This window comes from Candidatus Methylomirabilota bacterium (genome assembly GCA_036002485.1).
In the GTDB taxonomy this organism is placed as follows: domain Bacteria; phylum Methylomirabilota; class Methylomirabilia; order Rokubacteriales; family CSP1-6; genus AR37.
In genome coordinates this window covers 1-23,021 of sequence record DASYTI010000132.1, presented here as the reverse complement: position 1 = coordinate 23,021, position 23,021 = coordinate 1, and the positions used below count along the sequence as shown (strand labels likewise).

The following is a 23,021-nucleotide window of genomic DNA, read 5'->3' as shown; positions in this document are numbered from 1 at the left end:
GGGCAGTCCAGCAAGCCCGCGCGTGCCTGGTCAAGCTGGGGAGCATCCTGTACGCCGTGGAGGTGCGGTACGCGCGAGAGGTGGTGGTCTTCGACGAGTACACCCAGGTGCCCCTGGCGCCTCCGCACCTGATCGGCGTGGCCAACCTGAGGGGCCGGATCCTGCCGCTCGTGGATTTGCGCCCCCTCCTCGGGCTCGAGCCCGCGCGCGCCACCCGCGATGCCAAAGCTCTTGTCGTGGAGCGCGATCAGCTGACGGCGGCCTTCCTCATCGATGACGTCGTCGGGCTCGAGCTGCTCGAGGACGTGACGGCGCCTTCGCCGGGCGAGGGCGAGTTCATCGCGGGCCGGCTCGAGCGTGCTGCGGGCGCGGCGGTGCTCCTCGACGTCTCGCGCATCTTGACGGCGCTGAGCGGCTCCGTCGCGGCAGCCTGAGAGGAGAACTGACATGAATAGGCGGCGCTTTCTCGGCTTGACGTCCGGCGTGGCGGCCGGCGGGTACGTGCTCGGCCCCCGTGGGCGCTCGTGGGCCCAGGGCGCCCCCGCCGCGCGTGGCGGCGCCAGGGCGCCGGCCCTCGAGCCGCCGCAGGCAAGCGCGCCGGGAGTGACGGCCCGCGACATCAAGGTCGGCATGTCAGCGGCCTTCAAGGGCACGCAGGCGGGGCTCGGCACCGAGCTTTGGCGTGGCGCGACGGCGTTCTATTCGGAGCTCAACGCGCGCGGCGGTGTCAATGGGCGGCAGCTTACCGTCACCGGACTCGACGACGACTACCAGCCGGATCCGTGCGTGCGGAACACCATACAGCTCGTGGAGCAGGAGCAGGTGTTCTTCCTCTCGAACTACGTCGGTACGCCGACGCTCACGCGGGCCCTGCCCATCATCAAGCGCTACGGTGACGTGATCCTGATCGGCAACTTCACCGGCGCCCAGCCGCAGCGCGAGCAGCCATATGTCGACTTTGTCTTCAATATCCGCGCCTCGTACCGCCAGGAGATGTCGGCGCTCGTCGATCGTTTCTGGACGCTCGGCGCGCGCAAGTTCGGCGTCTACTACCAGATCGACGCCTACGGGCGCAGCGGCACCGACGGCGTGGCACGCGCGCTGGCCCAGCGCGGCGCCAAGATCGTCGCCGAGGCGACCTATGTCCGCGGGGCCAAATTCGAGGAGGACATGAGCATCGCCGTGGGTGTGCTGCGTCAGGCCGGCTGCGACGCGGTCCTCTGCACCGGCGCCTACCAAGGCTGCGGCGCTTTCGTGCGCGCCGCCCGCGATGCCGGCTGGACGGTGCCCATCTCCAACGTCTCCTTCGTGGGCTCGGACGCCATGCTGGCGCTCCTGCTCAAGCGTGGCAAGGCGGCGGGCCGCGACTACACCAAGGGGCTCGTCAACTCGCAGGTCATGCCGAGCTACGACGATACGAGCCTGGCGGGCGTGGTGGAATACCGGGCGCTCATGGACAAGCACAACCCGGTGCTGCCCGAGGCGCTCCGCGACAAGGTCTACACGCCCCCGCGCTACAGCTTCATCAGCCTCGAGGGTTTCATCAACGCCAAGGTCGTGGTCGAGGCGCTGCGGCGCGCCGGCGCCAACCCGACCCGCGCGAGCCTCCGGCAGGCGCTGGAGTCGCTCAAGGGGCTCGACCTCGGTATCGGCGCCCCCCTCGCCTTCGGTCCGGAGCGGCACCAGGGGCTGGACAGCGTCTACTTCACCCGCGTCGACGGCGACCGGTGGGTGCCCATCACCGATTGGTCCGCGGCCGTTCGGGCCTGAGCCTCCAAGGAGAATCCCATGGCACGGCGAGACGACGAACAGGTCGGAGAGCAAAAGGCTAAAGCGCCGCGGCGGCGGACCCGGCTCGGCCTCCGCGGCAAGATCGTCCTCTTTCTCATCGCGGCGCTGGTGCCGCTGGCCGCCGTGACGTGGTACGTCTCCGCCCGGTCGCTCCGGACGAGCATGACCGACGAGTTCAAGTCCAAGGGCGAGGCCATCGCCTCCAGCCTGGCCTCCTCCGGCGTGGATCTCATCTCGACGCGCGACGCCTCCTCCGTCCAGTCGCTCGTGGACGAGTTTGCCAAGATCCGCGGCGTCGCCTACGTCATGGTGTACGACCCGCAGAAGACGCTCATCGCCCACACGTTCTCGCCCGCGGTGCCGCCCGGCATCGTGGACAAGAACATCGTGCCCGGCAATGTCCCTCGCCAAGAGCGGGAAATCGAGTATCAGGACCCAGGCCGGAAGGCCACGCGGGAGATCATCGATATCGGCGTGCCCATGGCCGCCGGCAAGCTCGGCACCGTACGGGTCGGCATGGACCGGGCCATCATCAACCAGGCCGCCGCCGCGTCCGGCCGCGACCTCCTTGTTCTCTTCGGCGCCCTGGCCGCGCTGGTTCTGATAGGGGGCGCGCTTTTGGCCGACCGCGTCGTGCGGCCGGTGACCCAGCTCGTGCAGGCGGCCCAGCGCGTGGGCAAGGGCGACCTCTCCGAGACCGTGCCCGTCAGGTCGCGCGACGAGATCGGCGCCCTCGCCCAGACCTTCAATGAGGCCATCGTGCGCCTTCGCTCGCAGGTGCAGACGGAGACCGAGCGCGACGACGAGCGCCGTCGCCGCGAGGTGCTGCAGGAGAACATCGTCAAGTTCCTCGACACGGCCATGGAGGTCTCGCAGGGCGACCTGACGAAGCGCGGCGAGGTTACCTCCGACGTGCTCGGCAACGTGGTCGACGCCATCAATCTCATGGTCTCCGAGATCGGGGCTATCATCGCTGAGGTGCGCGTGGCGGCCATGCAGGTGTCCGTGAGCGCCAACCAGATGACCGGCTCCACGGGGCGCATGGCCCAGGGCGCCCAGGACCAGGCGCGCGAGGCGGCGCGCGTGGCCTCCGCGGTCTCGGCCCTGACGCAGCTCGTGCGCCAGGTGGCCGAGAGCGCCCAGTCCTCGGCGGCGGCCGCGCGCGAAGCACTCGAGGCCGCCCAGCGAGGTGACGCGGCGGTGCGCGACAGTCTGCAGGGCATGCAGCGGATCCGGGGCGAGGTGCAGGCGATCTCGAAGAAGATCAAGAGCCTGGGTGATCGCTCGATGGAGATCTCCGAGATCGTCAACACCATCGAGGACATCGCCTCCCAGACCAACCTCGTGGCTCTCAACGCGGCCATCGAGGCCGCGGGGGCCGGCGAGGCGGGGCTGCGCTTCGCGGTGGTGGCCGACGAAGTGCGAAAGCTCGCGGAGCGCTCGGCCAAGGCGACCAAGGACATCGCGGTGCTCATCAAGAATGTCCAGACGGATACCCAGGAAGCCGTGGTGGTCATGGAGCAGGGCACGCAGGAAGTGGAGTCGGGTTACCGGGTCACCGTCCAGGCGGGCGAGAGCCTCAAGGTGATTGCCGAGGCCTCGCGGCGCTCCGCCGACCTGGCCGCCAGCATCTCGGACGCGACCCAGCAGCAGGTTCGCGGAGCCGAGAACGTGACGCAGGCCATGCAGGCCATTCAGGAAGTGACGGGCCAGACGGAAAAGGGAGTCCTCGAGGCTCGCCGCACCGTGGACGAGCTCGCCCAGCTGGCCGAGGAGCTCACGGCAAGCCTGGCGCGATTCAAGCTCGCCGAATGACGCGCCCCCTGGTCCGACTCGTGGTCTGATACGGGACCCTCATGCTCGAAGAGCAGGACAACGAGTTCATCATTGGCATCTTCCTGATGGAGGCCTGGGAGACTGTGGCCACCGTCGAGGAGGGCGTACGCCGTCTGGCCGGAGGCGAAGCGCTCTCCCGGGAGCTCATGACCCCGCTCGCGGTGGTCTCGCATCGCCTCAAAGGCGCCGCGGGACTCCACGGCTATCCGATGGTGTCCGCGGTGGCCCTGGTGATGGAACAGCTCCTGGAAGAGCTGCCCACGACGACGGGCGACCGCTCTCGGCCGCTCCAGGCCCTCGCCGATATGGTGAGCGCCGTCAAGTGTATGCTCGACTCCATCGGGGCAGACGGCCACGAGAGCGCGGACGCGGTGTCGGAGCTTCACGCGCGATACCCGGAGCACTTCGCGCTCCCGCGGGCGGCCTCCTCCTCGTCTCGGAGCGCGTCCTCCCTTGACCACGCCATCGATCAGGCGATGGATCACCGCGTGGTCGACCGCATGCTCACCGAGCTCGACCGCTTCTTCGCCGAGCATGCGGACTCGGTGCCCTATTTCGCCCCCGAGGCGGGCGAGCACCTCGACGCCATGACCCGCTCCCTCCTCGTCCTGGAGCAGTCGCCCGCAGGCGAGGCGACCATTCAATCCGACGAGGTGGCGACCCTGTTCCGCGCCGTGCACACCCTCAAGGGCGCCGCCTATACCGTCGGATGCGCGCCCGTGGGCGACCTCGCTCACCGGATCGAGGACCTGCTGGAGGCGGTGCGCGAGCGGCGCATGGAGCTCTCTCCGCCCGTCATCGAGGGCGTCTTCGCGGGTGTGGATGTGCTCCGGCTCCTCCTCGGCTCGGCCCGGGTCTCCTCGCCTGACGTGCGCGCGGCGGTGGCCCGCACGCTCCAGACGCTGGATGCTCTACGCCCCGCGCCCGCTCCCGTGGTCATCGGTGAGCCGGCCCTCGAGACCGAGCTCGAGACCCTGGCCGAGCCGGTCGCCGCGGCACCTGCTCTCCCGCGCTTCGTCCTGCCCCCGCCCAAGACGGAAATCCGCCGCGCCATCGATCCGGGGGGCGCGCGACCCAGCATCCGCGTCCCTCTCGACCGTCTCGATTCGCTCATGAACATGGTGGGGGAGCTCGTCATCGCGCGCAGCCGGCTCGATCAGCGCATGGGCCAGGTCGAGCGGGTCAACGAGCTCCTGCTCTTCAGCCGCTCGCGCATGGCCCAGGCCGTGCGCGACTTCGAGGAGAAGCACCGCTACACTCAGCTGCCTTCCACGCCGGAGGTTCCGGCGGAAACAGGCCCCGAGCCGCCGCCCACCCCGACCGACGGCTCGGTGACGGAGCCCTTCAGCAAGCTTTTTGCCGACCTCGAGTTCGACCGTTACGACGACTTCAACATCTTCGCCCGCGGGGTGGCGGAGATCTCGGCCGACGTGTCCGAGATCCAGGCGCAGCTGGCGGGCCTCATCCGGGGCATCGGCGAGGACACGGCGCAGGTGCACCGGCTGACGGGCGGCCTCCGCGCCGAGGTGACGCGGGCCCGCATGGTGCCCATCGGTCGGCTCTTCTCTCGCTTCACGCGACCGGCGCGGGAGGCCGCGCGCGAAGCAGGCAAGCAGGTGGGGCTCGTCATGGAAGGCGAGGGCGTCGAGGTGGACAATGCGGTCATGGAGCTGATCGCCGACCCCCTGCTCCACCTCGTGCGCAACGCCATCGACCATGGCATCGAGCCGCTCGAGGAGCGACAGCGCGCGGGCAAGCCGGCCCGGGCCACCGTGACTCTCCGGGCGTATCCTCAAGGCAGCTTCGTCTACGTGCAGATCGTCGACGACGGCCGCGGCATGGATCCGGCGGCCCTCCGCGAGCATGCGTCGCGCCAGGGATTCCTGCGCCCCGAGCAGGCCGATGCCCTCAGCGACCGCGAGGCGCTGACCCTCATCTTCTTGCCGGGCTTCAGCACGGCGGGGGCGGTGACGGCCACCTCGGGCCGGGGCGTCGGGATGGACGTGGTGCGCACGAATGTGAGCCGGCTCAGCGGAGAGATCGACCTGCACAGCGAGCGGGGGGTCGGCACTCGCATCACCATCAAGCTGCCCCTCACCGTGGTGATCTCGGACGCATTGCTCGTGCGCTCAGGCGGCGAGACCTTCGCCATTCCCATGCCCGCCATCCGGAGCATCGCCCAGCCCCGCCCGCAGGAAATCCGCGCCACGGACGACCGAGAATGGGTGATGATCGAGGGGGAAGAGATCGAGCTGCTCCGTCTCGACCGCGTGCTCGCCCTTCCCGTCGGCGCCCCCCCGGCGCGGCTGCCTGTGCTCGTCTTCCGTTCGGGGGTGCGGCCTCTGGCGGTGGCGGTGGACGAGCTGGTGGGCAAGGAGGAAGTGGTCATCAAGAACCTGGGTGGCGTGCTGGAGAGCGTCGGGCCCTTCGGGGGGGCCACGATCTCCGGCGACGGCCGCGTCATCCTGCTCGTCGATCCCTCGCGCCTGACGGATCAGGCGTGGGCGGGGAGAGCGGGCGAGGCGCGTGCCGCGCGCGCGCAGGCCGCGGCCCGCGTGCGCAGGGAGCCCCAGGGCCGCCGCGTCTTGCTCGTGGACGACTCCGTCAGCATTCGCAAGTTCGTCGGCCAGATGCTCGAGCGGGCTGGCTTCGCGGTGCTCACGGCCACCGATGGCGCCGAGGCCCTCCGCCGGCTGGCCGAATCCTCCGTGGACGTGGTGATCACCGATCTCGAGATGCCGCGCGTGAGCGGGTACGAGCTCATCGAGGATTTGCGCAGCCGCGCCGCCACGCGGACGCTGCCCGTGGTGGTGCTCACGACCCGCGCAGGCGCCAAGCACGTCAGCCTGGCCCGGCGCCTCGGCATCACCCACTACGTCACCAAGCCGGTGGACGAGGACGCCTTCGTCAGGCTCGTGGACTCGCTGACGGCCCGCGCCTCCGCGCGGGAGGCCGTGTCGTGAGCGCCGGCCGCACCATCGCCAAGGTGCTCATCGTGGACGCCGATCCCGCCAAGCTCGGCGCGTTGAGGTCCGCGCTGGCCCTGGCCGCCTACAAGGTCACCTCGGCCACCAGCGCGTCCTTCGCCCTGACCACGCTCGAGCGCGACCGGCCCGACCTGATCGTGAGCGGCGCCCGCACAGAGGACATGGACGGCGTCGAGTTCTGCTCCATCATCCGGAGCGATCCCACCACCCATGACATCCCCTTCCTGCTCCTGTCCGGGCCCACGCGCCCCACCCCGTGGGCGGTGGCCCAGGCCGGCGTGGACATGCTGCTCGCGGGTGACTTCGTGGTCTCCGCGGTGCTCGATCGCATCTCCAAGCTGCTGCGTCACGTCGTGCCCGGCGAGCTCGATTCCCCGGAGCCCGAGCCGCCGCCCACGCCGGCCGGCCCGAAGCCGAGCATGCCGCGGGCCGAAGTCGGGGGACGCACATTCCAGGGATCATTTGGCGCGCTCGACCTGACCGAGGTGACGCAGGCCATCGGCCTCGGAGGCAAGACGGGCAGACTGGCCCTGGCCCTTTCGGTGGGAGACGGCTCGGTGCTCTTCGAGTCCGGACGGGTGATCCACGCGGAGTTCGCGGGGCTCACCGGAGAGAGCGCCTTCGCCGCCCTCGTGGCGGCCGCCCAGCACGACCCGGAAGGCACCTTTCGGTTCAAGCCTGCCACGGGCACCGACGCGGGCCCCCGGACCATCCAGAAGAACCTGGATCAGCTCCTCATCTCCGTCGCCTCCGAGATCGACGAGGGGCGCGCGCCCACGGGCGCGCCGCCGCCCCCGCCGAGGACCTAGCCCGTGCCCCGCGTCCTCGTGGTGGACGACAGCCTTTCCGTGCGCAAGATGGTCGAGCGCTCACTGCAGACCAAGGGCTTCGAAGTGCTCGCGGCGTCCTCCGGCGCGGAGGCCATGGAGCGCATCGGCAGCGCCAGGCCTGATCTCGTGGTCTGCGACGTGGTGATGCCGGATGTGGACGGCTACCGGATCTGTGAGTTCGTCCGCACGCACCCGGCCCTGGGGGACACCCCGGTGCTCCTGATCTCGGGCATCGTCAATGCCAGCGTGCTCGAGCGCGCTTCGCACGTGCGCTCGAGCGACGTCCTCCGCAAGCCGTTCACGGCCGACGAGCTGGCTCGGAAGGTGGACGAGCTCCTCGCCTCGCGGAGTCGCGCCGCCGCCCCCGCTTCATCCGATGGTGCTCCGCCCGAAGAGCTCGTGGCCATGCCGGATCTCAAGGCCATGCTCACTCAGCTGGCGGCCATGCCGGGGGTCGGGCTGGCCACCCTGGTGGATCGCGAGGGCTTCCTCATCGAGGCGGCGGGCGAGGTCGGCATCGGGGCCGAGGCCGCCGGAGCGCTGGCCGCATGTCTTGCCGAGTCCTCCGAGGGCATCGGACGTGAGCTGGGTCGGGGGACGCTCCAGAGCATGATCCTCGAGTATGAATCGGGGATGGTTGTCCTCCACGCGGCCGGACCCTCAGCCGTCCTGGCCGTGGTGCTGCGCGACGCGACCGCGCTCGGCAAGCTGCGCTACTACGTGAAGAAGATCCTGCCGGAGCTGCTCCGGTCCATCTGATGGCGACGACCTGATGGCAACCACGGGGCGCGCCTCGAACCTCAAGAGGCCCTGGGCATGGCTGGCCGCCCTGGCTGCCCTCGGCCTCGTGCTCGCCTCCTCGACGGCGCTCTACGTCGTCAATCCGAGCGTGAAGCTGACGCTTCCGTGGTGGACGGCCATCGCGGCCCCCGCGGCCATCTATGCCCTGATCCTGCCCCTCTGCGTGCCTGGTCTCCGCGTCGGCGGCTGGCTCGCGGGCTTTGGCATCCTGGCTCTGCTTCACGTGGCCCTGGGCGCGACGACGGCCTGGCTCTACTCCGTCGTCACGTTCCTGCCCATCAAGCAATTCGTGGCAGCGGCCTTCTGGAGCTTTCCGCCCGCTCTCGTGCTCGACATGGTCGGCTCCCTGGTCATGACCCTGCCCTTTCTCGACGCTCTCGCGCCCCGCCCGGCGAATCGTGTGGCGGCCAAGAAGTCGGTGCGGCCGGCGGCCTCCAAGCCGGCGGCGGCCGACGCCAAGAGCCGAGAGAGCTGGGTACGTGGCAGTGTTCCCGTCGAGGCCGTGGCAGGAGAACGCACGCTCGTCGTGGGTGGCACGCCGCTCTCGGCGTCCGCGGCCGGGGCCGGCGTTGGGGTCACGACAGCGGGGGGCACGACAGGGGGAGTGACCACAGCGGGCGCGGCGACGACGGAGGCACCGGGACCGCCCGTGGCCGAACCCGAGCGTCCTCCCGTCATCCAAGACGTTCCCGCATGGCAAGACGTTCCCGCATGGCAAGAGGCTCCCGCATGGCAAGAGGCTCCCGCGTGGCAAGAGGTTCCCGCGGAGCCCGGGCTTCCGCCCGCGCCTCCAATCGTCGGCGAGGATCCGCTCGTCCCGGCGGCGACGCTGTCGAGCACCAATGGCGTCCAGTCAGAGATCCTCGAGGATACGCCCACGGCATCCGAAACCCGGGAAGCTCCGGCCGCGCTGCCCGACTTCCGCCAGGCCCTCAAGGAGCTCTTCGGCGACCTCGCCACGGAAGAGACCCCGTCCGCTGACGTGACGGAGCCGTCAGAGCCTCCGGCGGCGCCCGTGACCACCGCCGCCGAGCCCACAGATGTCGGGAGCATGATCCGCATCCCCTTCGACCGCGTGTCGGGACAGCTCCCGCCGGGCGCCTTCCGGTTGCCATTGCACCAGGTCGGAGCCCAGCTCGTGGAGCGCGAGATGCTCCTGGTGCCGCAGTCGATCATCGTGCCCCAGCTCGGCGAGGGCGTGGTGCAGGTGGAATGGGACGTGGTGGCGGGACAGTTTCCGCCCGAGGTCTTCGCCGTGCCGTTGTCGGAGGTCGCCCCGCGCATCGTCAATGGACGGCTGCTCCTGCCTCTCGACGAGATCGTGCGCCAGCTCTCGCGCGACGTCTTCACGGCGTCCATGGCGCGCGGACCCATGGCCATGCCGGGGCTCGCGGAGTTCCCGGCGCCGTTCAGACCGCCAGGCTGGGAAGAGGGGCGGGCCGTCGAGATCACCCCGACGGCCAGTCCTCCAGAGATGTCCGCCGACGCGGCCTCCGTCGACATGGTGGCGGACGTCGAGCCCGCGGAGCCTGAAACCATTGCCATCGAGGTGCCGGACGCCGACCTCGTCGCGCATGATCTCGGCCTTGCCTCGCTGCCCCCGGCCGTCCCGGTCGTCGAGCCTGTCCGAATACCGCCGATCGAGTTCGTGCCGCCCGCGCGCGTCGAGGACGATGCCGCCGAGCCGGCGAGCGAGCTCGCCGCCGCCGAGGGCCTGGCGGTCGAGGCCGAGCCGACTCCCGAAAACATCGTGGAGATCGACGAGGTGACGTCGGTGATCGACGTCGACAGCCTGCTCGAGGACCTGCATGCCACGACCGCGAGCCCAGGGGCGCCCCTCGAGCTCGCGATGCCCCCCGTTGTGCCGTCCGACGTCGCGCCGCCTGACGTCGTGGAGTCTTCCGCGGCGGCCCTGACCGTCCCCGCCGAACCGCTCATCCGCATTTCCTTCGAGCGCGTTATGACGCAGCTGCCGCCGGGCGTCTTCCGAGTTCCCCTCGCGCAGGTTGCCGCACGGCTGGCCGCGGGCCATGTCCTGCTCGTGCCGCAATCGCTCGTGGTGTCACAGCTTGCCGAAGGCGCGGTGCATGTGACGTGGGAGGCGGTGGCCAGTCAGTTCCCCGCCGAGGTTCTCGCGGTGCCCGCCGCAGACGTGAGCGAGCGCCTCGTCAACGGCAGCCTCGTCCTTCCCCTCGATGAGATCATGGGGCAGCTCCCGCCCGATATCTTCGCGGCCTTCATGACGCGTGGCCCTGTGGAGGTTCCGGGAATCGAGGGCTTCCCCGCGCCCTTCAAGCCCATAGGGCACGAGGAGCCCGCGGTGACTTTTACGGCTCCCCCGCCGGCCCCGGTCGTCGAGGCCCCGGCCTCGATCGCGCCTCCCGTCGCGGTTACCGCCGCCAGCTCCGTCACCCAAGACGCGCCGCCGGCTCGTCAAGAAGCTCGGCCCGCGGGCCATCTGACTCCCGCGATGCCCGCCGCGCCTCCGGCCGCTCCCGCCGTCACGCCCGCGGCCGGGGTGACACGGAGTGATGTTTCGAGGCTCGCTTCGCTGCTCTCCCCCTGGGACGCCCTGGTGGTGGACGAGGCGCAGGTCGGAGGCTTCACGGTGATCACGGTGGGCGCGGCAGGGCTCGCCGGCCCGTCCCTGGCCTCGGCGGCCGGAAGTCTTTCCGCGCGGCTGGCCGGCCAAGCGCCATGGCCCGTGGAGCAGGCCACGCTCAGGGCCGTCGGCGGCGCGCTGGTTCTCACGCCCGTCGGCGCGGGCTGGGCGACGGGCGCGGTGATCGCGGTGGGGCTCCGAGCGAGCGGCTCGCTGGCCCGCCTCGAGATGCTGGCCCGGCGCGCGGCGGCAGAGTATGCCGTGGCGGCGCCAGCCCATCGGCCGCCCGACGGGGCGAGGCCGGCGCAGCTCGAGCCCATGCCCGAGCCTCCTTCCAGCTCCGAGGTGGCGGGCGTGCTCGACGCCTTCGGCAAGCTCACGCCCACGACATTCCGGGACATCGAAGGGGGCGCTCTCGTGCACTGCTTCCTCCCCGCCGGCGCGGCCGCCGCTTCACTTGCCGTGTTCGGCTGCGGCCTCGTGTCGGCCATGAGCGCGGAAAGCCCCGCGGGAGGGTTTGGACCTTTTCACTCCGCCGTGCTGCGATCAGGGACGAAGCGGCTCGAGGTGCGCCGGCTGCCCTCGGCCGCCGGTCCCGCCGCCATCCTCATCGTGGGCGGCGCGGTTACGGGCCGGCCTGGTCTCGCGCGCCTGCAGGTCGAGCGGGCGGCCGCGCGGCTCCTGGGAGCCTGAGGCGATATGGCGATCATCAACTACGCGCAGAAGGTCATCAACTTCAAGGTGGTCTACTACGGCCCCGGGCTGGCAGGCAAGACGGCCAACCTTCAGCACATACACCGGAGCCTGCCCGGCGACAGCCGGGGCAACATGATCTCGCTCGCCGCGGGCGACGACCGCACGCTCTTCTTCGACTTCCTCCCCGTCTCGGCCCTGACCGTGCGCGGCTTCACGGCGAAGTTCCAGCTCTACACGGTGCCCGGACAGGTCTACTACAACATGACGCGCAAGCTCGTCCTGCGCGGGTGCGACGGACTGGTCTTCGTGGCCGACTCGCAGTGGGACCGGCTGCGCGAGAATGTCGAGAGCTTCCGGAACCTCGAAGACAACCTCCGCGAGTACAGCTACGACATCGACGAGATCCCGTACGTCATCCAGTACAACAAGCGCGACCTCGCCAATGTCGCGCCCCTCGAGTACATGGAGTTTCTCCTCAACCGGCGGACCCGGCGGGTCCCGTCCTTCGAGGCGGTGGCGGTCAACGGTGACGGCGTGTTCGACACGCTCAACACCGTGTCCCGCATGGTCCTCGTCGGCGAGTTCGGGCAAGAAAAGGGGGTAGACCGTGAGACTGCATGACATGGTGATCCGCGAAGGCGATTCCGAGAAGATCAACCAGGTGTTGACGACCTTCCTGGGCGAGTCCGGGGCCAGCGAGGCGCTGCTCATCGACCGGAGCGGTCAGCTCCTGGCCATGACGGGCGCCAATCGCGCGCTCGATACCGTCTCGATCTCCGCCCTGGCCGCCGGCGCCTTCAGCTCCACGGGCGCGCTGGCCCAGCTCCTGGGCGAGACGGAGTTCACCGTCCTCTTCCACCAGGGCGCCAAGGAAAGCATGCACGTCTCCACGGTGGACGACCAGGCCATCCTGCTCGCCATCTTCGGCGAGCGGACCACCGTCGGCATGGTACGGCTCTTCGCCAAGGAGGCCGCCATCGCCGTCGGCAAGATCCTCGCCGAGGCACGAGAGAGGCCCAAGGACATGAAGGAGATGTCCACGCCGCTCACGGCCGACGAGTCGCGCACGGGGTTCGGCGAGAAGAAGCTCTAGGCTACCGCCCGGCTCGGTTCAGACGCGGGAGCGGCCCCGGACAGCTGCGCCGCATAGCGGCGGCCTCGGATCCGAAGGCCGCGCTACATCTCCTCGGGCGAGGCGGGGACCTGGTCTCTCGGGCCCCAGGTGCCCTCGAGCGTGGCCAGGGCCTTTCGGAGCGCCCACTGCACCAGCCCCACGTTGACCTCGCGGTCTCCCAGCACCACCACGAAGCCCACCGGGCACGAACCCAGAAACAGCGTGCCGTCGTCCGCGGAGAAGAGCGCAGTATGAAAGGTGCTGCGCTTGAGCCGGTCGCCGCCCACCTCGAGCTCGCGGCCGAGGGTGGCCGTGAGGGCGGCGAGGGGCTCGATGGCGATATTGCGCGGGACGCTCGAGGTGATGACGAGCCCGTCGGCCGCCACCACCAGCCCCCCGCGCACCCGGTCGATCCTGAGCATCTCGGCGAGGATGCGGCGGAACTCGCGCGCGCGCGACGAGCGCGAGGCGGCGGCGAGGGGAGCCGAGCCCGCCACGGGCTGCGCGGGAGGCACGGGCTCAGCGCTCATGCGCGCACCCCGAGCTCGCGGAGCGAGTTGGTCCAGAGCTTGTCCGTCTCGAGAAGCCCGAAGCCGATCTTGACGTCCTGCGGGAAGGTCAGGGCCAGGATGAGCCGGTCATTGCTCCGGAAGAATGTCGTCTCCGTGGTGGCCTGCACGATGCCGCGCCGGAGCGCGCCCAGACCGGCGCGCGCGAGCGTGGCCGCGGCGATCCGGTACACCTGGGTCACGTGCGCCGCCAGGTCCTCGGCGTCCTTGTCCCCCTGCTGCGAGAAGACGAGCGTGCCATCGGCCTGCGTGAGGACGAACTCGCGGCCGGCCGCGGGCGGCTTGAGCCTGTCGGCGGCCACGGGTGGCCCGGCATAGGCCGGGCGCTGTCCCGGGGACACCGCCACGTCCGCCCAGCCGGCGACCATCTCCTGGAGCGCCTTCGCCTCGGGGAAGTCGGGGTAGTACTGGAGCGCCTTGTCGAGGAAGGGGCGGCAGGCGGCGAGGTCCCTCTCCTCGAGGGCGATCCTGGCCAATCCGAGGAGGGCGCGGGGGTGATAGGGATCCACGCCGAGGACGGTCTGGAACTCGGCCTTGGCGGGGCCGATCTGCCTGAAGGCGAGATGGAGGTAGGCCGAGAGGAGGTGGCCGACACCGTTGTTGGGCTGGAGCCGCAGCCCCTGGGCCACGAGCTCGGCTGCTTCCTCGAAGCGGCCTTCCTGACGATACAGGTCGGCCCGCCGGAACAGCGTGGCGGCATTGGGCGGACGCGTGAGGCTGGTGATCGCCTCCCAGATGCGCGCCAGGAGCCTCAAAAGACCCACGCCCGTTTGCTCCCCCTCGCTCGCGAGGCCAATGCCCGCCGACTGCCAATCCGGTTTGAGACTTGCCAGCAGCATAGCACGGCGGAGAGGCAGGCCCGAAGCACCCTGATGGGGGTCTAGTGGCCGAGGAAGATGCGTTTTACCTCGGGGGAAGCCAGGAGGTCGGCCGAGGGGCCCTCGAGGATGGCCCGGCCCGATTCGAGGATATAGCCGCGATGGGCCATCTTGAGCGCCAGCTCGACGTTCTGCTCGATGAAGACGATGGTGATGCCCCGCTCCCGGTTGATGGCGGAGATGACCCCGGCTATTTGCTCGATGACCTTGGGGGCCAGTCCGAGAAATGGCTCGTCGATCATGAGAAGAGCCGGCCGGGCCATGAGGCCGCGACCGATAGCCACCATCTGCTGCTCGCCGCCCGAGAGCGTCCCCGCGGGCTGGGCGCGGCGCTCGCGAAGGCGCGGGAAGAGGGCTTCGACGTCGGCCAAGGTCTCCTGCCGGTGAACCTTGGCGCTCGGATGATAGGCGCCCAGGAGCAGATTCTCGCGCACGGTCAGGTACGGGAAGAGGCGCCGCCGCTCGAGGACATGGGCCAGGCCCTGTCCCACGATCTTGTGCGGCGGCATCCCATCGATGCGCGCTCCCCGAAAGCTGATCGTCCCCGTGCGTGAGCGGAGCAGCCCCGAGAGCGTGTTCATGAGGGTGGACTTGCCCGAGCCATTGGGACCGAGAATGGCCATCACCTCACCCTCGGGGGCGCGAAAGGACACGTCCCAGAGGATCTGGTAGTCGCCGTAGAGCACATTGAGGCCCTGGGCCTCGAGCATGGGAGCCTTGGCGGTCTCAGGCGACATAGGCCTGGCCCAGGTAGGCCTCGACCACGCGCGGGTCACGCCCGACGATCGCGGGCGGCCCGTCGGCGATGACCTCGCCCAGATTCAGGGCCACGATGCGCTGAGAGATGCCCATGATCACGCCCATGTTGTGCTCGATGACGATGAGGCTCGCGCCCTCGCCGTGGAGCCTGCGCACCAGCTCGACCAGCGCGGGGATGCTGCGCTGATCCACTCCGCCCGTGACTTCATCCAGGAGGAGCAGGCGCGGCTGAGTGGCGAGGGCGCGCGCGAGCTCGAGGCGCTTGCGCTGTCCCGTGGACAGCACACGCGCGTGCGCCTCCCCCTTGTCGGCCAGCCCCACACGGTCGAGGGCCTCCATGGCCTCTCGCCGGGCGCGGGCGGGGTCCGTGGTCTTCTGGAAGGCGCCGACCATCACGTTCTCGACCACGGTCATCTGGGTGAAGGGCCTGAGCTTCTGAAAGGTGCGACCAACGCCGCGCCGGCTGATCTCATCTGGGCGGAGCCGGGTGACCGGCTCGCCCTCGAGGAGCACCTGCCCCTCGTCGGCCGACTGGAAGCCCGTCACGAGATCGAAGAGCGTGGACTTGCCCGCCCCGTTCGGCCCGATGATCCCGACCAGCTCGCCATGGCCGACCTGGAAGGAGATCGCGTTGTTGGCGACGAGACCGCCATAGCGCTTGGTGACGCCGCGGACGTCGAGCAAGATCATCTTATTCAGCTCTCGCCTCGCGACGGCCACAGGCCGCCGCTCAGCTCGAACCGCGGGCAGCGTTTCGGCTCGAAGATCACATTCAGCCCGTCCGGCGGCGGCCGCGTTGGGCGAGGGCCATGATGCCACCCGGCTGGATGATCGAGACCAGCATGATGAGGGCACCGTAGATCAGGAGATCCATGGCCTTGCCCGTGCCGCCGAAATAGATGCGTGTCCACTCGCCGAGCGGGATGAGAATGGCCGCGCCGATGAGCGGCCCCCAGAGCGTGCCGATGCCGCCCAGCACGGCCACGAGGCAGATCAGGATGCTGAGCGCCGTGGGGAATACCGAGTCCGGGTCGATGAAGAGGATGTACTGCGCGTAGAAGCTGCCGCCGAGCGCGGTCAGGGCGGCCGACAGGGCCATGGCCCGCTGCTTGTAGGCGGCCACGGGGATGCCGAGGCTCGCCGCGGCATCCTGGTCCTCGCGGATGGCGCGCAGGTAGTAGCCCATGCGGGACCGCTCGACCTTGCGGGTGATCCAGAACGCGAGGAGCAGGAGTCCCAGCGCGATGTAGTAGTAGTTCTGCTTGCTCTGGTGGAACTGGAGGTTCAGGAACGAGTCCGGGCGCTTGATGGGGACGAAGAGCCCGCGCGCCCCGCCTGCCCAGTCCCAGTTGATCATGAGCGTGTTGACGATCTCGCCCACCGCGATGGTGGCGATGGCGAAGTAGTGGCCGCGCAGCCGGAAGACCGGATAGCCGATCAGCTGGGAGACCGCCACGGCTACCACGGCGCCCACCACCATGCCTAGCCAGGGCGAGAGGTCGAAGTACTTCACGAGCAGCGTGGACGTGTACGCTCCCGCGCCGAAGAAGACCGCGTGGCCGAGCGAGATCTGGCCGCAATATCCGGCCAGGAGATTCCAGGCCTGGGCGAGCATCGCGAACAGGAAGATCGTGATGACGACATGGCGCGGGTGGGGCTGGGTGAAGACCAGCGGAAAGGCCAGAAGGAGGAGGAGCAGGATGCTGGCACCCGTCCAGCGCGTCCCCGCGGGCATCAGAAGCGTCCCAGGAGGCCCTGGGGCCGCCAGAGCACGACCACGAGGTAGAGCGAGAACACCACGGCGTACTTGAGCGCGGGCGCGATCAGGAGCCCGCCCAGCACCTCCACGACACCCACGATGACGCCGGCCAGGAGGGTGGCCGGCACATTACCGAAGCCGCCGAGGGCCACCGTGACGTAGGCGAGGAGCGCGAAGGTCGCGCCCACATCGGGGAAGATGTAGAAGAACATGGCCAGGAGCGCGCCCGCCGCGCCCACGCAGGCGGCCCCGATGGCCCAGCCGAGGGCGAACATCCTCTGCGTGTCGATGCCCATGAGCATGGCGGCCTGGCGGTCCTGGGACGTGGCCTGGAGGGCCAGCCCCGTCTCGGTCCTCCGGATGAACCAGTACAGGAAGCCGAAGGCCACCAGCGCCCCCACGCTGGCCACGAGTTGGGGCAGCCCGATGAAGACTCCGCCGAGGGAGACGCGGCCGTCGACCAGCGGATTCTTGACGAGCCGGAAGTCCGCGCCCCACAGGGCCTGGGCGGCCGCGCGCATGAAGATGGCGAGGCCGAAGGTGGCGAAGATCTGGGCGAGCATGGGCGCGCCGAGGATCCACCGGATGAGCCCGTGGTAGACGAGCAGGCCGAGGAGGGCCAGGAGGGCGAGAGTGAGGGGCAGGGAGACGAGAGGATCGAGCTTCCACAGCGCCCACGCCCAGAACGTCGCGAACATCGCCCCCATCAGAAATTCCCCGTGGGCGAAGTTGACGATCTCCATGAGGCCGAAGATCAGGGAGAGCCCCGCCGCGATCAGCGCGTAGACGAATCCCATCAGGAGCCCGCTCACCAGCCCCTGGACGAGAACCTCGGCCGTCACGTAGGGCGGTTACTTCTTGTCTTTGAAGCCCGGCAGGGGATAGATCACGTCGGCCGCGGCCAGGTCGAAGGGCCAGATGGTCGCATACGCGCCCTTCTGGATCTGCTGGAGAATGGCGCGCACCCCGGCGTTCTGACCCTTCTCGTCGAATCGTACCCCCGTCCAGGGCATCAAGAGCTGGTCGGGGGGGACATTGGTGGCCACGAGGGCCTTGCGGATCTCCTCGGGGTTGGTGGACTTGGCGCGGTTGATGGCGTCCACGAGCACGGTGAAGGCGGTCAGCGCGCGCGTGGGCGCCTCGGAGATGTCGCGGCCCCCCGGATTGTCCTTCTGCTTCTTGAAGAGCTCGTTGATCTGGCGGATGAGCGGCTTCTTGGCCTGGAGGTCGAGGGCAAAGGGCGAGCGCGTGATGTGCCCCTCGATGTCCTTGTTCATCTCCGCGACGAACTGCGGATCTACCCACCCCGCGTTCTGGGCGATGAGCATCCGCGGGATGTACTCGAGGGTCTTGGCCGTCTTGATGTAGAGCACGGCGTCCGAGGTATAGGAGGTGGGGAAGAACACGTCGGGGCCGGCCGCCTTGAGCCTGCCCACCTCGGCGTCGAGGCTCGTCGTCTTGGCGCGATACGCCATGTTGAGCACCACCTCGTAGCCGTACTTCTTCGCCAGCTCCTCCTGCACCTTGCCCGAGTCGGCGCCGAAGAGGGTGTCCTCGTGCATGAGGCCGACGGTCTTGAACTTGACGCCCTTCTTCTTCTCGAAATCCTTCAGGAAGTCGAACATGGCGAGCGTGAAGTGGCCGTCGTGCGGCGAGGTGCGAAAGAACCACTTGAATCCGCGCTCCGTCAGCGACGGCGACGAGGACTCCCCGTTCATGTGCGGCACCCCGTAGCGCTCGGCGACCTGGCTGGTGGTGGCGGTGACGCTCGAGAAGACGGAGCCGAGAATGGCCGTCACCTTTTCCTGGGTGATGAGCCGCTCCGCCTCCGCCTGGCCCACGTCGGGCTTGCCCTGATGGTCCACCACAATCAGACGGATCTTGGCTCCCCCCAGCCCGGGCAGGCCCTCGGTCGTCTTCTTCATGGCGGGCAGGTTGAGATCGGACTTGGTGTTGTAGAGCTCCACGGCCATTTTCATGGCGGTGACCGAGTCGATACCGATCTGCGCCAGGTTGCCGCTGAGAGGATAGATGACACCGATCACGACTTCCTTGGGAGCCTGAGCGTGAGACGCGGACGCGGTCGCGAACACGGCGGACAGGGCCAGAGAGAGCAGGCGGACGGCACGTCGCATCTGGGATCCTCCTCTACGGCGGAATTGAGCCTACAGGTCGGCAGTGACCGCGGGACTGGAACGCGAGTGTAGCACAAGGTAGCTCGGAGGGGGCTCCGCCCCCCTTTCCGAAGCCTCCCCCCGGATCGATTGCGCCGGCCAAGCCGGCGCTCGCAGCGGAACAGTTCTGCTCGCGCGGGCATGGGAACTATTGGCAGACGACTAGCCCGACACAGGTCGCGGGGGGCGGAGCCCCCCTCCGAGCTGCCTATGCGGTGACGTAGCCCTCGAGGCGATCGCGCGCCCGCAGGGCGGGATCGCGCTCGGCCGGAGGCCCGAAGCCGCCCCCGCCCGGCATGAAGAGCTCGATGAGGTCGCCCGGCTGGAGGACCTGCTCCGCCTTGGGATTCTCAGGCGCCTGGCCGTTGATGAGGAGCGCGCCTCGGGCGCCGGGCTCGCCTCCGAAGAAGCCCTGCGCCGGGATCGTGGTCCGGTCGCAGAAGACCGAACATGTCGCCGGCTCGTCGGAGAGGACGCGGAAGCCCATGACCTGGCCCAGCCCGCCGCGGAAGCGGCCGTCGCCGCCCGAGCCGTCACGCAGCGCCTTGCGCTCGACGAGGAGGGGGGCGAGCGTCTCCACGACCTCGACGGGCGTGCCGAGCACCCCCGAAGGGAAAGCGGTGGCGGAGAGACCGTCCTTGGTGGGGCGCGCGCCCGTGCCCCCCGAGCCGAAGAAGGTGTAGACGAAGGGCTGCTTCCGCTTGTCCTTGCCCGAGAGCTGTATGCCCCAGATATTGGCCGAGCCTTCGGCCATGACCTGATCGGGCAGCGCCTGCTTGAGCGCCCCCGCCACCACGTGGGGCAGGAAGTGCCCGACCACGTGCCGGGCGGCCACGGGCGCGGGGTGCTGCACGTTGAGGATGCTTCCCTCGGGGGCCGTGATGCGGAGCACGCGGAAGGCGCCCTCGTTGTTCGGCACGTCGGGGCTGACGATGACCTTGACGCCGTAGGTGGTATAGGCCTCCGTGTAGTTCATCACGACGTTGACGCCGCGCCGGCTCGCGGGCGATGACCCGGTGAAATCGACCCAGAGGCTCTCGCCCGCGACCTCGCAGCGACAGGTGATGGTCACGGGCTCGCCGTAGCCGTCAGAGGTGATGGCGTATTCGTAGTGGCCGGGCCGCAGCCGTCCGATGGCCTCGCGCATGGCGCGCTCCGTACGCGTGACGATCTCGTCGGAGAGCGGCTCCAGTCTCTCGAGCCCGAACTCCTCCATGAACTCCAGGAGGTGGTCGCCGCCCACGGCGCCCCCGGCGATCTGGGCATGGAAGTCGCCCATGACGAGATCGGGCACGCGCACATTGGATCGGATCATGGCTTCGAGCGCGGCGTTGATCCGACCGCCCTTGTACAGCTTCATGATGGGGATGAAGAGCCCTTCCTCGTAGACCTCGCGAGCCTCGGCGGAGAGGACGTGGCCGCCGATGTCGGCGGAGTGGCAGGTCGAGGCGAAGAAGGCGATGAGGTCGCGGCCCCGGAAGACCGGATTGCAGATCGTCACGTCGTTGAGGTGGCCCGAGGTCTTCCACGGGTCGTTGGTGATGACCACGTCCCCGGGCTGCCACGCGTCCACCGGATACACGTCGAGGATGTGCTTCATGGCCAGCGCCATGGAGTTGATGTGCCCCGGCGTGCCCGTCACCGCCTGCGCCACCATCCAGCCTCGGCGGTCGAAGACGCCCGCGGAAAGATCACCCGCCTCGCGGACGATGGAGGTGAACGACGTGCGCATGAGGGCCGCCGCCTGCTCGTTGACGACGCCGATCAGCCGGTTCCAGCAGATGTCGAGCGTGATGGGATCGAACTGAGTGGTGTGCTCGCCGCTCATCGGGCGGCCTCCCCCGGCTCCATGATCAGGGTGAGGCGGTCGTCGATTCTAACGCGCGCGCCGGGGCCGGCCACCGTGGTTGATTCCCGCTCTTCGATGATGGCGGGGCCCGGGAAGGAATGGCCCGGCTGGAGACCGTAGCGGTCATAGACCGGCGTGTCGACGTAGCCGCGCGCTTCCGGGAAATAGGCCTGGCGCGTCGACTTCGGCGCGAGCGAGACGCGCGGTCCCGGCGCGTCGCCTTTCGGGCCAGAGACCGAGATCTCGGGCACCGGACCCGAGACCACGACGCGGAAATTCAGTGCCTCGATGGGCACGCCCATGGGCGTCCGGCTGTAGAGCGCGCGGTAGGCCGTCTCGAAGTTGGCCGTGATCGGACCGAGGCTCGCGGCCGAGAGCGTGCCCGCCGGCACTTCGACCTCGACCTCGTGACCCTGGCCCGTATAGCGCATCTCGGCGGTGCGGCGGATGGTGATGACGGCGGCCTCCACGCCCGCCCGGCGCAGCACGGCACGGCCTTCCTTCTCCATCTCGCCGAAGAGGCCGTTGATCTGCGCCCAGTCGGCCGCGTCGAGCCGCTGAGTGGCCGTGCGCACGAAGTCGAAGGCGAGGGGGGCGGCGAGCAGACCGTAGGCCGACATGGCGCCCGCTCCAAAGGGCACGAGAACGCGCGGCACCTTGAGGATGCGTCCCACCTGCCAGGCATGCACGGGGCCCGCGCCGCCGAAGGCGAAGAGCGGATAGGCGCGCAGATCCTTGCCGCGCTCGATGCCGTGCACGCGCGCGGCGGCCGCCATGTTCTCGTTGACCACGCGATGGATACCCCAGGCAGCCTCCGTCGTCGTGAGGCCCATCGGGCGCGCCACCTTTTCTTCGACGGCGCGCCGGGCCGCCTCCACGTCGAGGCGCATGCGCCCACCCAGGAAGAAGCCGGGATCGAGATAGCCTAAAACCAGATCCGCGTCGGTCACCGTCGGCACCTGGCCACCCAGGGCATAGCAGGCGGGCCCGGGATCCGCGCCCGCGCTCTCGGGGCCCACTTTGAGGAGCCCCATGCGGTCCACCCGAGCCAGCGAGCCACCACCCGCGCCGATCTCGATCATCTCGATGCAGGGGACGCGGATGGGCAGCCCCGAGCCCTTCTTGAAGCGGTCGGCACGCGCCACTTCGAACTCGCGGGCGAGGAGAGGCTCACCCTTGTCGATGACGCAGGCCTTGGCCGTGGTGCCGCCCATGTCGAAGGAGAGCAGCTTGGGCTCGCCCAGCTCGCGCGCCATGCGTGCCGCGGCGAGCGCGCCCGCGGCCGGGCCTGATTCGACGAGACGGATGGGCACGCGCTTGGCGGTGGCGGGCGTGGCCACGCCGCCGGAGGAGAGCATGATGTAGAAGTTGCCGGGAATGCCCAGCTCATGGAGCTTGCGCTCGAGGTCGTCGAGATAGCGCGACATGAGCGGCATGACGTAGACGTTGGCGCACGTGGTCGAAGTCCGCTCGTACTCGCGGATCTCGGGCACCACCTCGGAGGAGGTGGAGACGGGCACGCCGGGCGCGAGCTCGGCGCAGAGCTTCTCGAGGGCCCGTTCGTGGACGGGATTGCGATAGGCGTGGAGCAGGCAGATGGCGATGGCCTCGGCTCCGGCCTCGCGGAGCGTGCCGATGGCCGCCCGCGCGCTCGCCTCGTCGAGCGGCGTGAGCACGCGGCCGTCCGCGGCCATGCGCTCGGTGACCTCGAGGCGGAGATGACGGGGAACGAGCGGTGCGGGAGAGTCGATGAAGATGTCGTACATGTCGTAGCGGCCTTCGTGCCCGATCTCGACGGCGTCGCGGAAGCCCGCGGTGGTCAGGAGCCCCGTGCGGGCGCCCTTGCGCTCGATGAGGGCGTTGGTGGCCAGCGTCGTCCCGTGGATGATCGACCGCACCTCGGCGGCGGAGCCCCCCGCATCGCTCAAGAGCGTCACCACGCCCTGCTCCACGGCCTGCGAGGGGTCCTTGGGAGTGGTGAGGAACTTTCCCACCTTGACGGCTCCGGTGGTGTCGTCGACCCAGACCAGGTCGGTGAAGGTGCCGCCGATGTCGACGCCGACGCGCGAGGATCGAGCAGGGGACATGGTCATGGCTCACGAGTGTACATGGCGGTAAGATGCCGCGGCAACTCGCGAGTCAGCCGAGATATGAGGACACGAAGGTTCCGGTGGCGGCCCGGCCCGCGAAGCGCGAGAGACGGAATGGGGCGGGGTTCACCGGGGGCGTAGCGCCCGAGATGAGCGCGGCCATCATCTCGCCCACGGCCGGAGCGAGCTTGAAGCCGTGGCCCGACATGCCGGCCGCCACGAAGAAGCCCTCGAGGTCCGTCTCGTCGAGGATGGGCATCCAGTCCGGCGTGATGTCGAAGGCCCC

Annotated in this window: 19 protein-coding genes; 9 read left to right on the top strand and 10 right to left on the bottom strand. The window is 69.4% G+C overall.

The features are described 5' to 3' along the window. The 9 genes from VGT00_13315 to VGT00_13275 form a co-directional block, all read left to right on the top strand. A partial coding sequence (locus tag VGT00_13315; GenBank protein HEV8532393.1) for a chemotaxis protein CheW occupies window positions 1–434 on the top strand: 434 nt, incomplete at its 5' end. A gap of 13 nt (window positions 435–447) precedes the next feature. Beyond that, on the top strand, window positions 448–1,770 hold the full coding sequence (locus VGT00_13310; protein HEV8532392.1) for an ABC transporter substrate-binding protein: 1,323 nt from the start codon (window positions 448–450) through the stop codon (window positions 1,768–1,770). Window positions 1,771–1,788: 18 nt separating this feature from the next. Beyond that, window positions 1,789–3,606: a methyl-accepting chemotaxis protein gene (locus VGT00_13305; protein HEV8532391.1), complete on the top strand. Its 1,818-nt coding sequence runs from the start codon at window positions 1,789–1,791 to the stop codon at window positions 3,604–3,606. 41 nt (window positions 3,607–3,647) lie between these two features. Then, window positions 3,648–6,590, top strand: coding sequence for a response regulator (locus tag VGT00_13300; protein HEV8532390.1), 2,943 nt, complete (start codon window positions 3,648–3,650; stop codon window positions 6,588–6,590). Continuing rightward, window positions 6,587–7,423 (top strand): DUF4388 domain-containing protein, encoded by an 837-nt coding sequence (locus tag VGT00_13295; protein ID HEV8532389.1) that lies wholly within the window; start codon window positions 6,587–6,589, stop codon window positions 7,421–7,423. Before VGT00_13300 ends, VGT00_13295 begins: the two co-directional genes overlap by 4 nt. Before the next feature lie 3 nt (window positions 7,424–7,426). After that, entirely contained in the window at window positions 7,427–8,203 is a 777-nt protein-coding gene (locus VGT00_13290; GenBank protein ID HEV8532388.1) for a response regulator, read from the top strand. Window positions 8,204–8,216: 13 nt separating this feature from the next. Then, on the top strand, window positions 8,217–11,540 hold the full coding sequence (locus VGT00_13285) for a hypothetical protein (protein HEV8532387.1): 3,324 nt from the start codon (window positions 8,217–8,219) through the stop codon (window positions 11,538–11,540). Window positions 11,541–11,546: 6 nt separating this feature from the next. Next, window positions 11,547–12,164, top strand: coding sequence for a gliding-motility protein MglA (locus VGT00_13280; protein HEV8532386.1), 618 nt, complete (start codon window positions 11,547–11,549; stop codon window positions 12,162–12,164). Then, window positions 12,151–12,636: a roadblock/LC7 domain-containing protein gene (locus VGT00_13275; GenBank protein HEV8532385.1), complete on the top strand. Its 486-nt coding sequence runs from the start codon at window positions 12,151–12,153 to the stop codon at window positions 12,634–12,636. Before VGT00_13280 ends, VGT00_13275 begins: the two co-directional genes overlap by 14 nt. An 83-nt stretch (window positions 12,637–12,719) precedes the next feature. Here the strand turns inward: VGT00_13275 and VGT00_13270 are convergent, their stop codons facing one another. The 10 genes from VGT00_13270 to VGT00_13225 all read right to left on the bottom strand — a co-directional run. Then, window positions 12,720–13,187, bottom strand: coding sequence for a roadblock/LC7 domain-containing protein (locus VGT00_13270; GenBank protein ID HEV8532384.1), 468 nt, complete (start codon window positions 13,185–13,187; stop codon window positions 12,720–12,722). Continuing rightward, window positions 13,184–13,990, bottom strand: coding sequence for a tetratricopeptide repeat protein (locus VGT00_13265; GenBank protein ID HEV8532383.1), 807 nt, complete (start codon window positions 13,988–13,990; stop codon window positions 13,184–13,186). The genes VGT00_13270 and VGT00_13265 overlap by 4 nt, the downstream gene beginning before the upstream one ends. Before the next feature lie 116 nt (window positions 13,991–14,106). Then, window positions 14,107–14,841, bottom strand: a complete 735-nt coding sequence (locus tag VGT00_13260) for an ABC transporter ATP-binding protein (protein ID HEV8532382.1) — start codon at window positions 14,839–14,841, stop codon at window positions 14,107–14,109. Next, the gene (locus tag VGT00_13255) at window positions 14,831–15,553 is read right to left on the bottom strand and encodes an ABC transporter ATP-binding protein (protein ID HEV8532381.1); all 723 of its coding nucleotides are present in this window, start codon (window positions 15,551–15,553) and stop codon (window positions 14,831–14,833) included. The genes VGT00_13260 and VGT00_13255 overlap by 11 nt, the downstream gene beginning before the upstream one ends. Window positions 15,554–15,635: 82 nt before the next feature. Next, on the bottom strand, window positions 15,636–16,598 hold the full coding sequence (locus VGT00_13250) for a branched-chain amino acid ABC transporter permease (protein ID HEV8532380.1): 963 nt from the start codon (window positions 16,596–16,598) through the stop codon (window positions 15,636–15,638). Beyond that, entirely contained in the window at window positions 16,598–17,464 is an 867-nt protein-coding gene (locus VGT00_13245; GenBank protein ID HEV8532379.1) for a branched-chain amino acid ABC transporter permease, read from the bottom strand. The genes VGT00_13250 and VGT00_13245 overlap by 1 nt, the downstream gene beginning before the upstream one ends. A 9-nt stretch (window positions 17,465–17,473) precedes the next feature. After that, window positions 17,474–18,757: an ABC transporter substrate-binding protein gene (locus tag VGT00_13240; protein ID HEV8532378.1), complete on the bottom strand. Its 1,284-nt coding sequence runs from the start codon at window positions 18,755–18,757 to the stop codon at window positions 17,474–17,476. Between the two features lie 247 nt (window positions 18,758–19,004). Beyond that, window positions 19,005–20,624: a hydantoinase B/oxoprolinase family protein gene (locus VGT00_13235; GenBank protein ID HEV8532377.1), complete on the bottom strand. Its 1,620-nt coding sequence runs from the start codon at window positions 20,622–20,624 to the stop codon at window positions 19,005–19,007. Beyond that, entirely contained in the window at window positions 20,621–22,732 is a 2,112-nt protein-coding gene (locus VGT00_13230; protein HEV8532376.1) for a hydantoinase/oxoprolinase family protein, read from the bottom strand. Before VGT00_13230 ends, VGT00_13235 begins: the two co-directional genes overlap by 4 nt. A 52-nt stretch (window positions 22,733–22,784) precedes the next feature. Continuing rightward, window positions 22,785–23,021: FAD-dependent oxidoreductase (locus tag VGT00_13225; protein HEV8532375.1), on the bottom strand; the 237-nt coding region annotated here is incomplete at its 5' end.

What these genes read in the sequence shown, in the direction of transcription:
- VGT00_13260 (HEV8532382.1), bottom strand. Translation starts at nt 14,841, where the DNA reads ATGTCGCCTGAGACCGCCAAGGCTCCCATGCTCGAGGCCCAGGGCCTC.
- VGT00_13255 (HEV8532381.1), bottom strand. Translation starts at nt 15,553, where the DNA reads ATGATCTTGCTCGACGTCCGCGGCGTCACCAAGCGCTATGGCGGTCTC.
- VGT00_13300 (HEV8532390.1), top strand. Translation starts at nt 3,648, where the DNA reads ATGCTCGAAGAGCAGGACAACGAGTTCATCATTGGCATCTTCCTGATG.
- VGT00_13250 (HEV8532380.1), bottom strand. Translation starts at nt 16,598, where the DNA reads ATGCCCGCGGGGACGCGCTGGACGGGTGCCAGCATCCTGCTCCTCCTC.
- VGT00_13285 (HEV8532387.1), top strand. Translation starts at nt 8,217, where the DNA reads ATGGCAACCACGGGGCGCGCCTCGAACCTCAAGAGGCCCTGGGCATGG.
- VGT00_13310 (HEV8532392.1), top strand. Translation starts at nt 448, where the DNA reads ATGAATAGGCGGCGCTTTCTCGGCTTGACGTCCGGCGTGGCGGCCGGC.
- VGT00_13240 (HEV8532378.1), bottom strand. Translation starts at nt 18,757, where the DNA reads ATGCGACGTGCCGTCCGCCTGCTCTCTCTGGCCCTGTCCGCCGTGTTC.
- VGT00_13235 (HEV8532377.1), bottom strand. Translation starts at nt 20,624, where the DNA reads ATGAGCGGCGAGCACACCACTCAGTTCGATCCCATCACGCTCGACATC.
- VGT00_13270 (HEV8532384.1), bottom strand. Translation starts at nt 13,187, where the DNA reads ATGAGCGCTGAGCCCGTGCCTCCCGCGCAGCCCGTGGCGGGCTCGGCT.
- VGT00_13280 (HEV8532386.1), top strand. Translation starts at nt 11,547, where the DNA reads ATGGCGATCATCAACTACGCGCAGAAGGTCATCAACTTCAAGGTGGTC.
- VGT00_13305 (HEV8532391.1), top strand. Translation starts at nt 1,789, where the DNA reads ATGGCACGGCGAGACGACGAACAGGTCGGAGAGCAAAAGGCTAAAGCG.
- VGT00_13230 (HEV8532376.1), bottom strand. Translation starts at nt 22,732, where the DNA reads ATGTCCCCTGCTCGATCCTCGCGCGTCGGCGTCGACATCGGCGGCACC.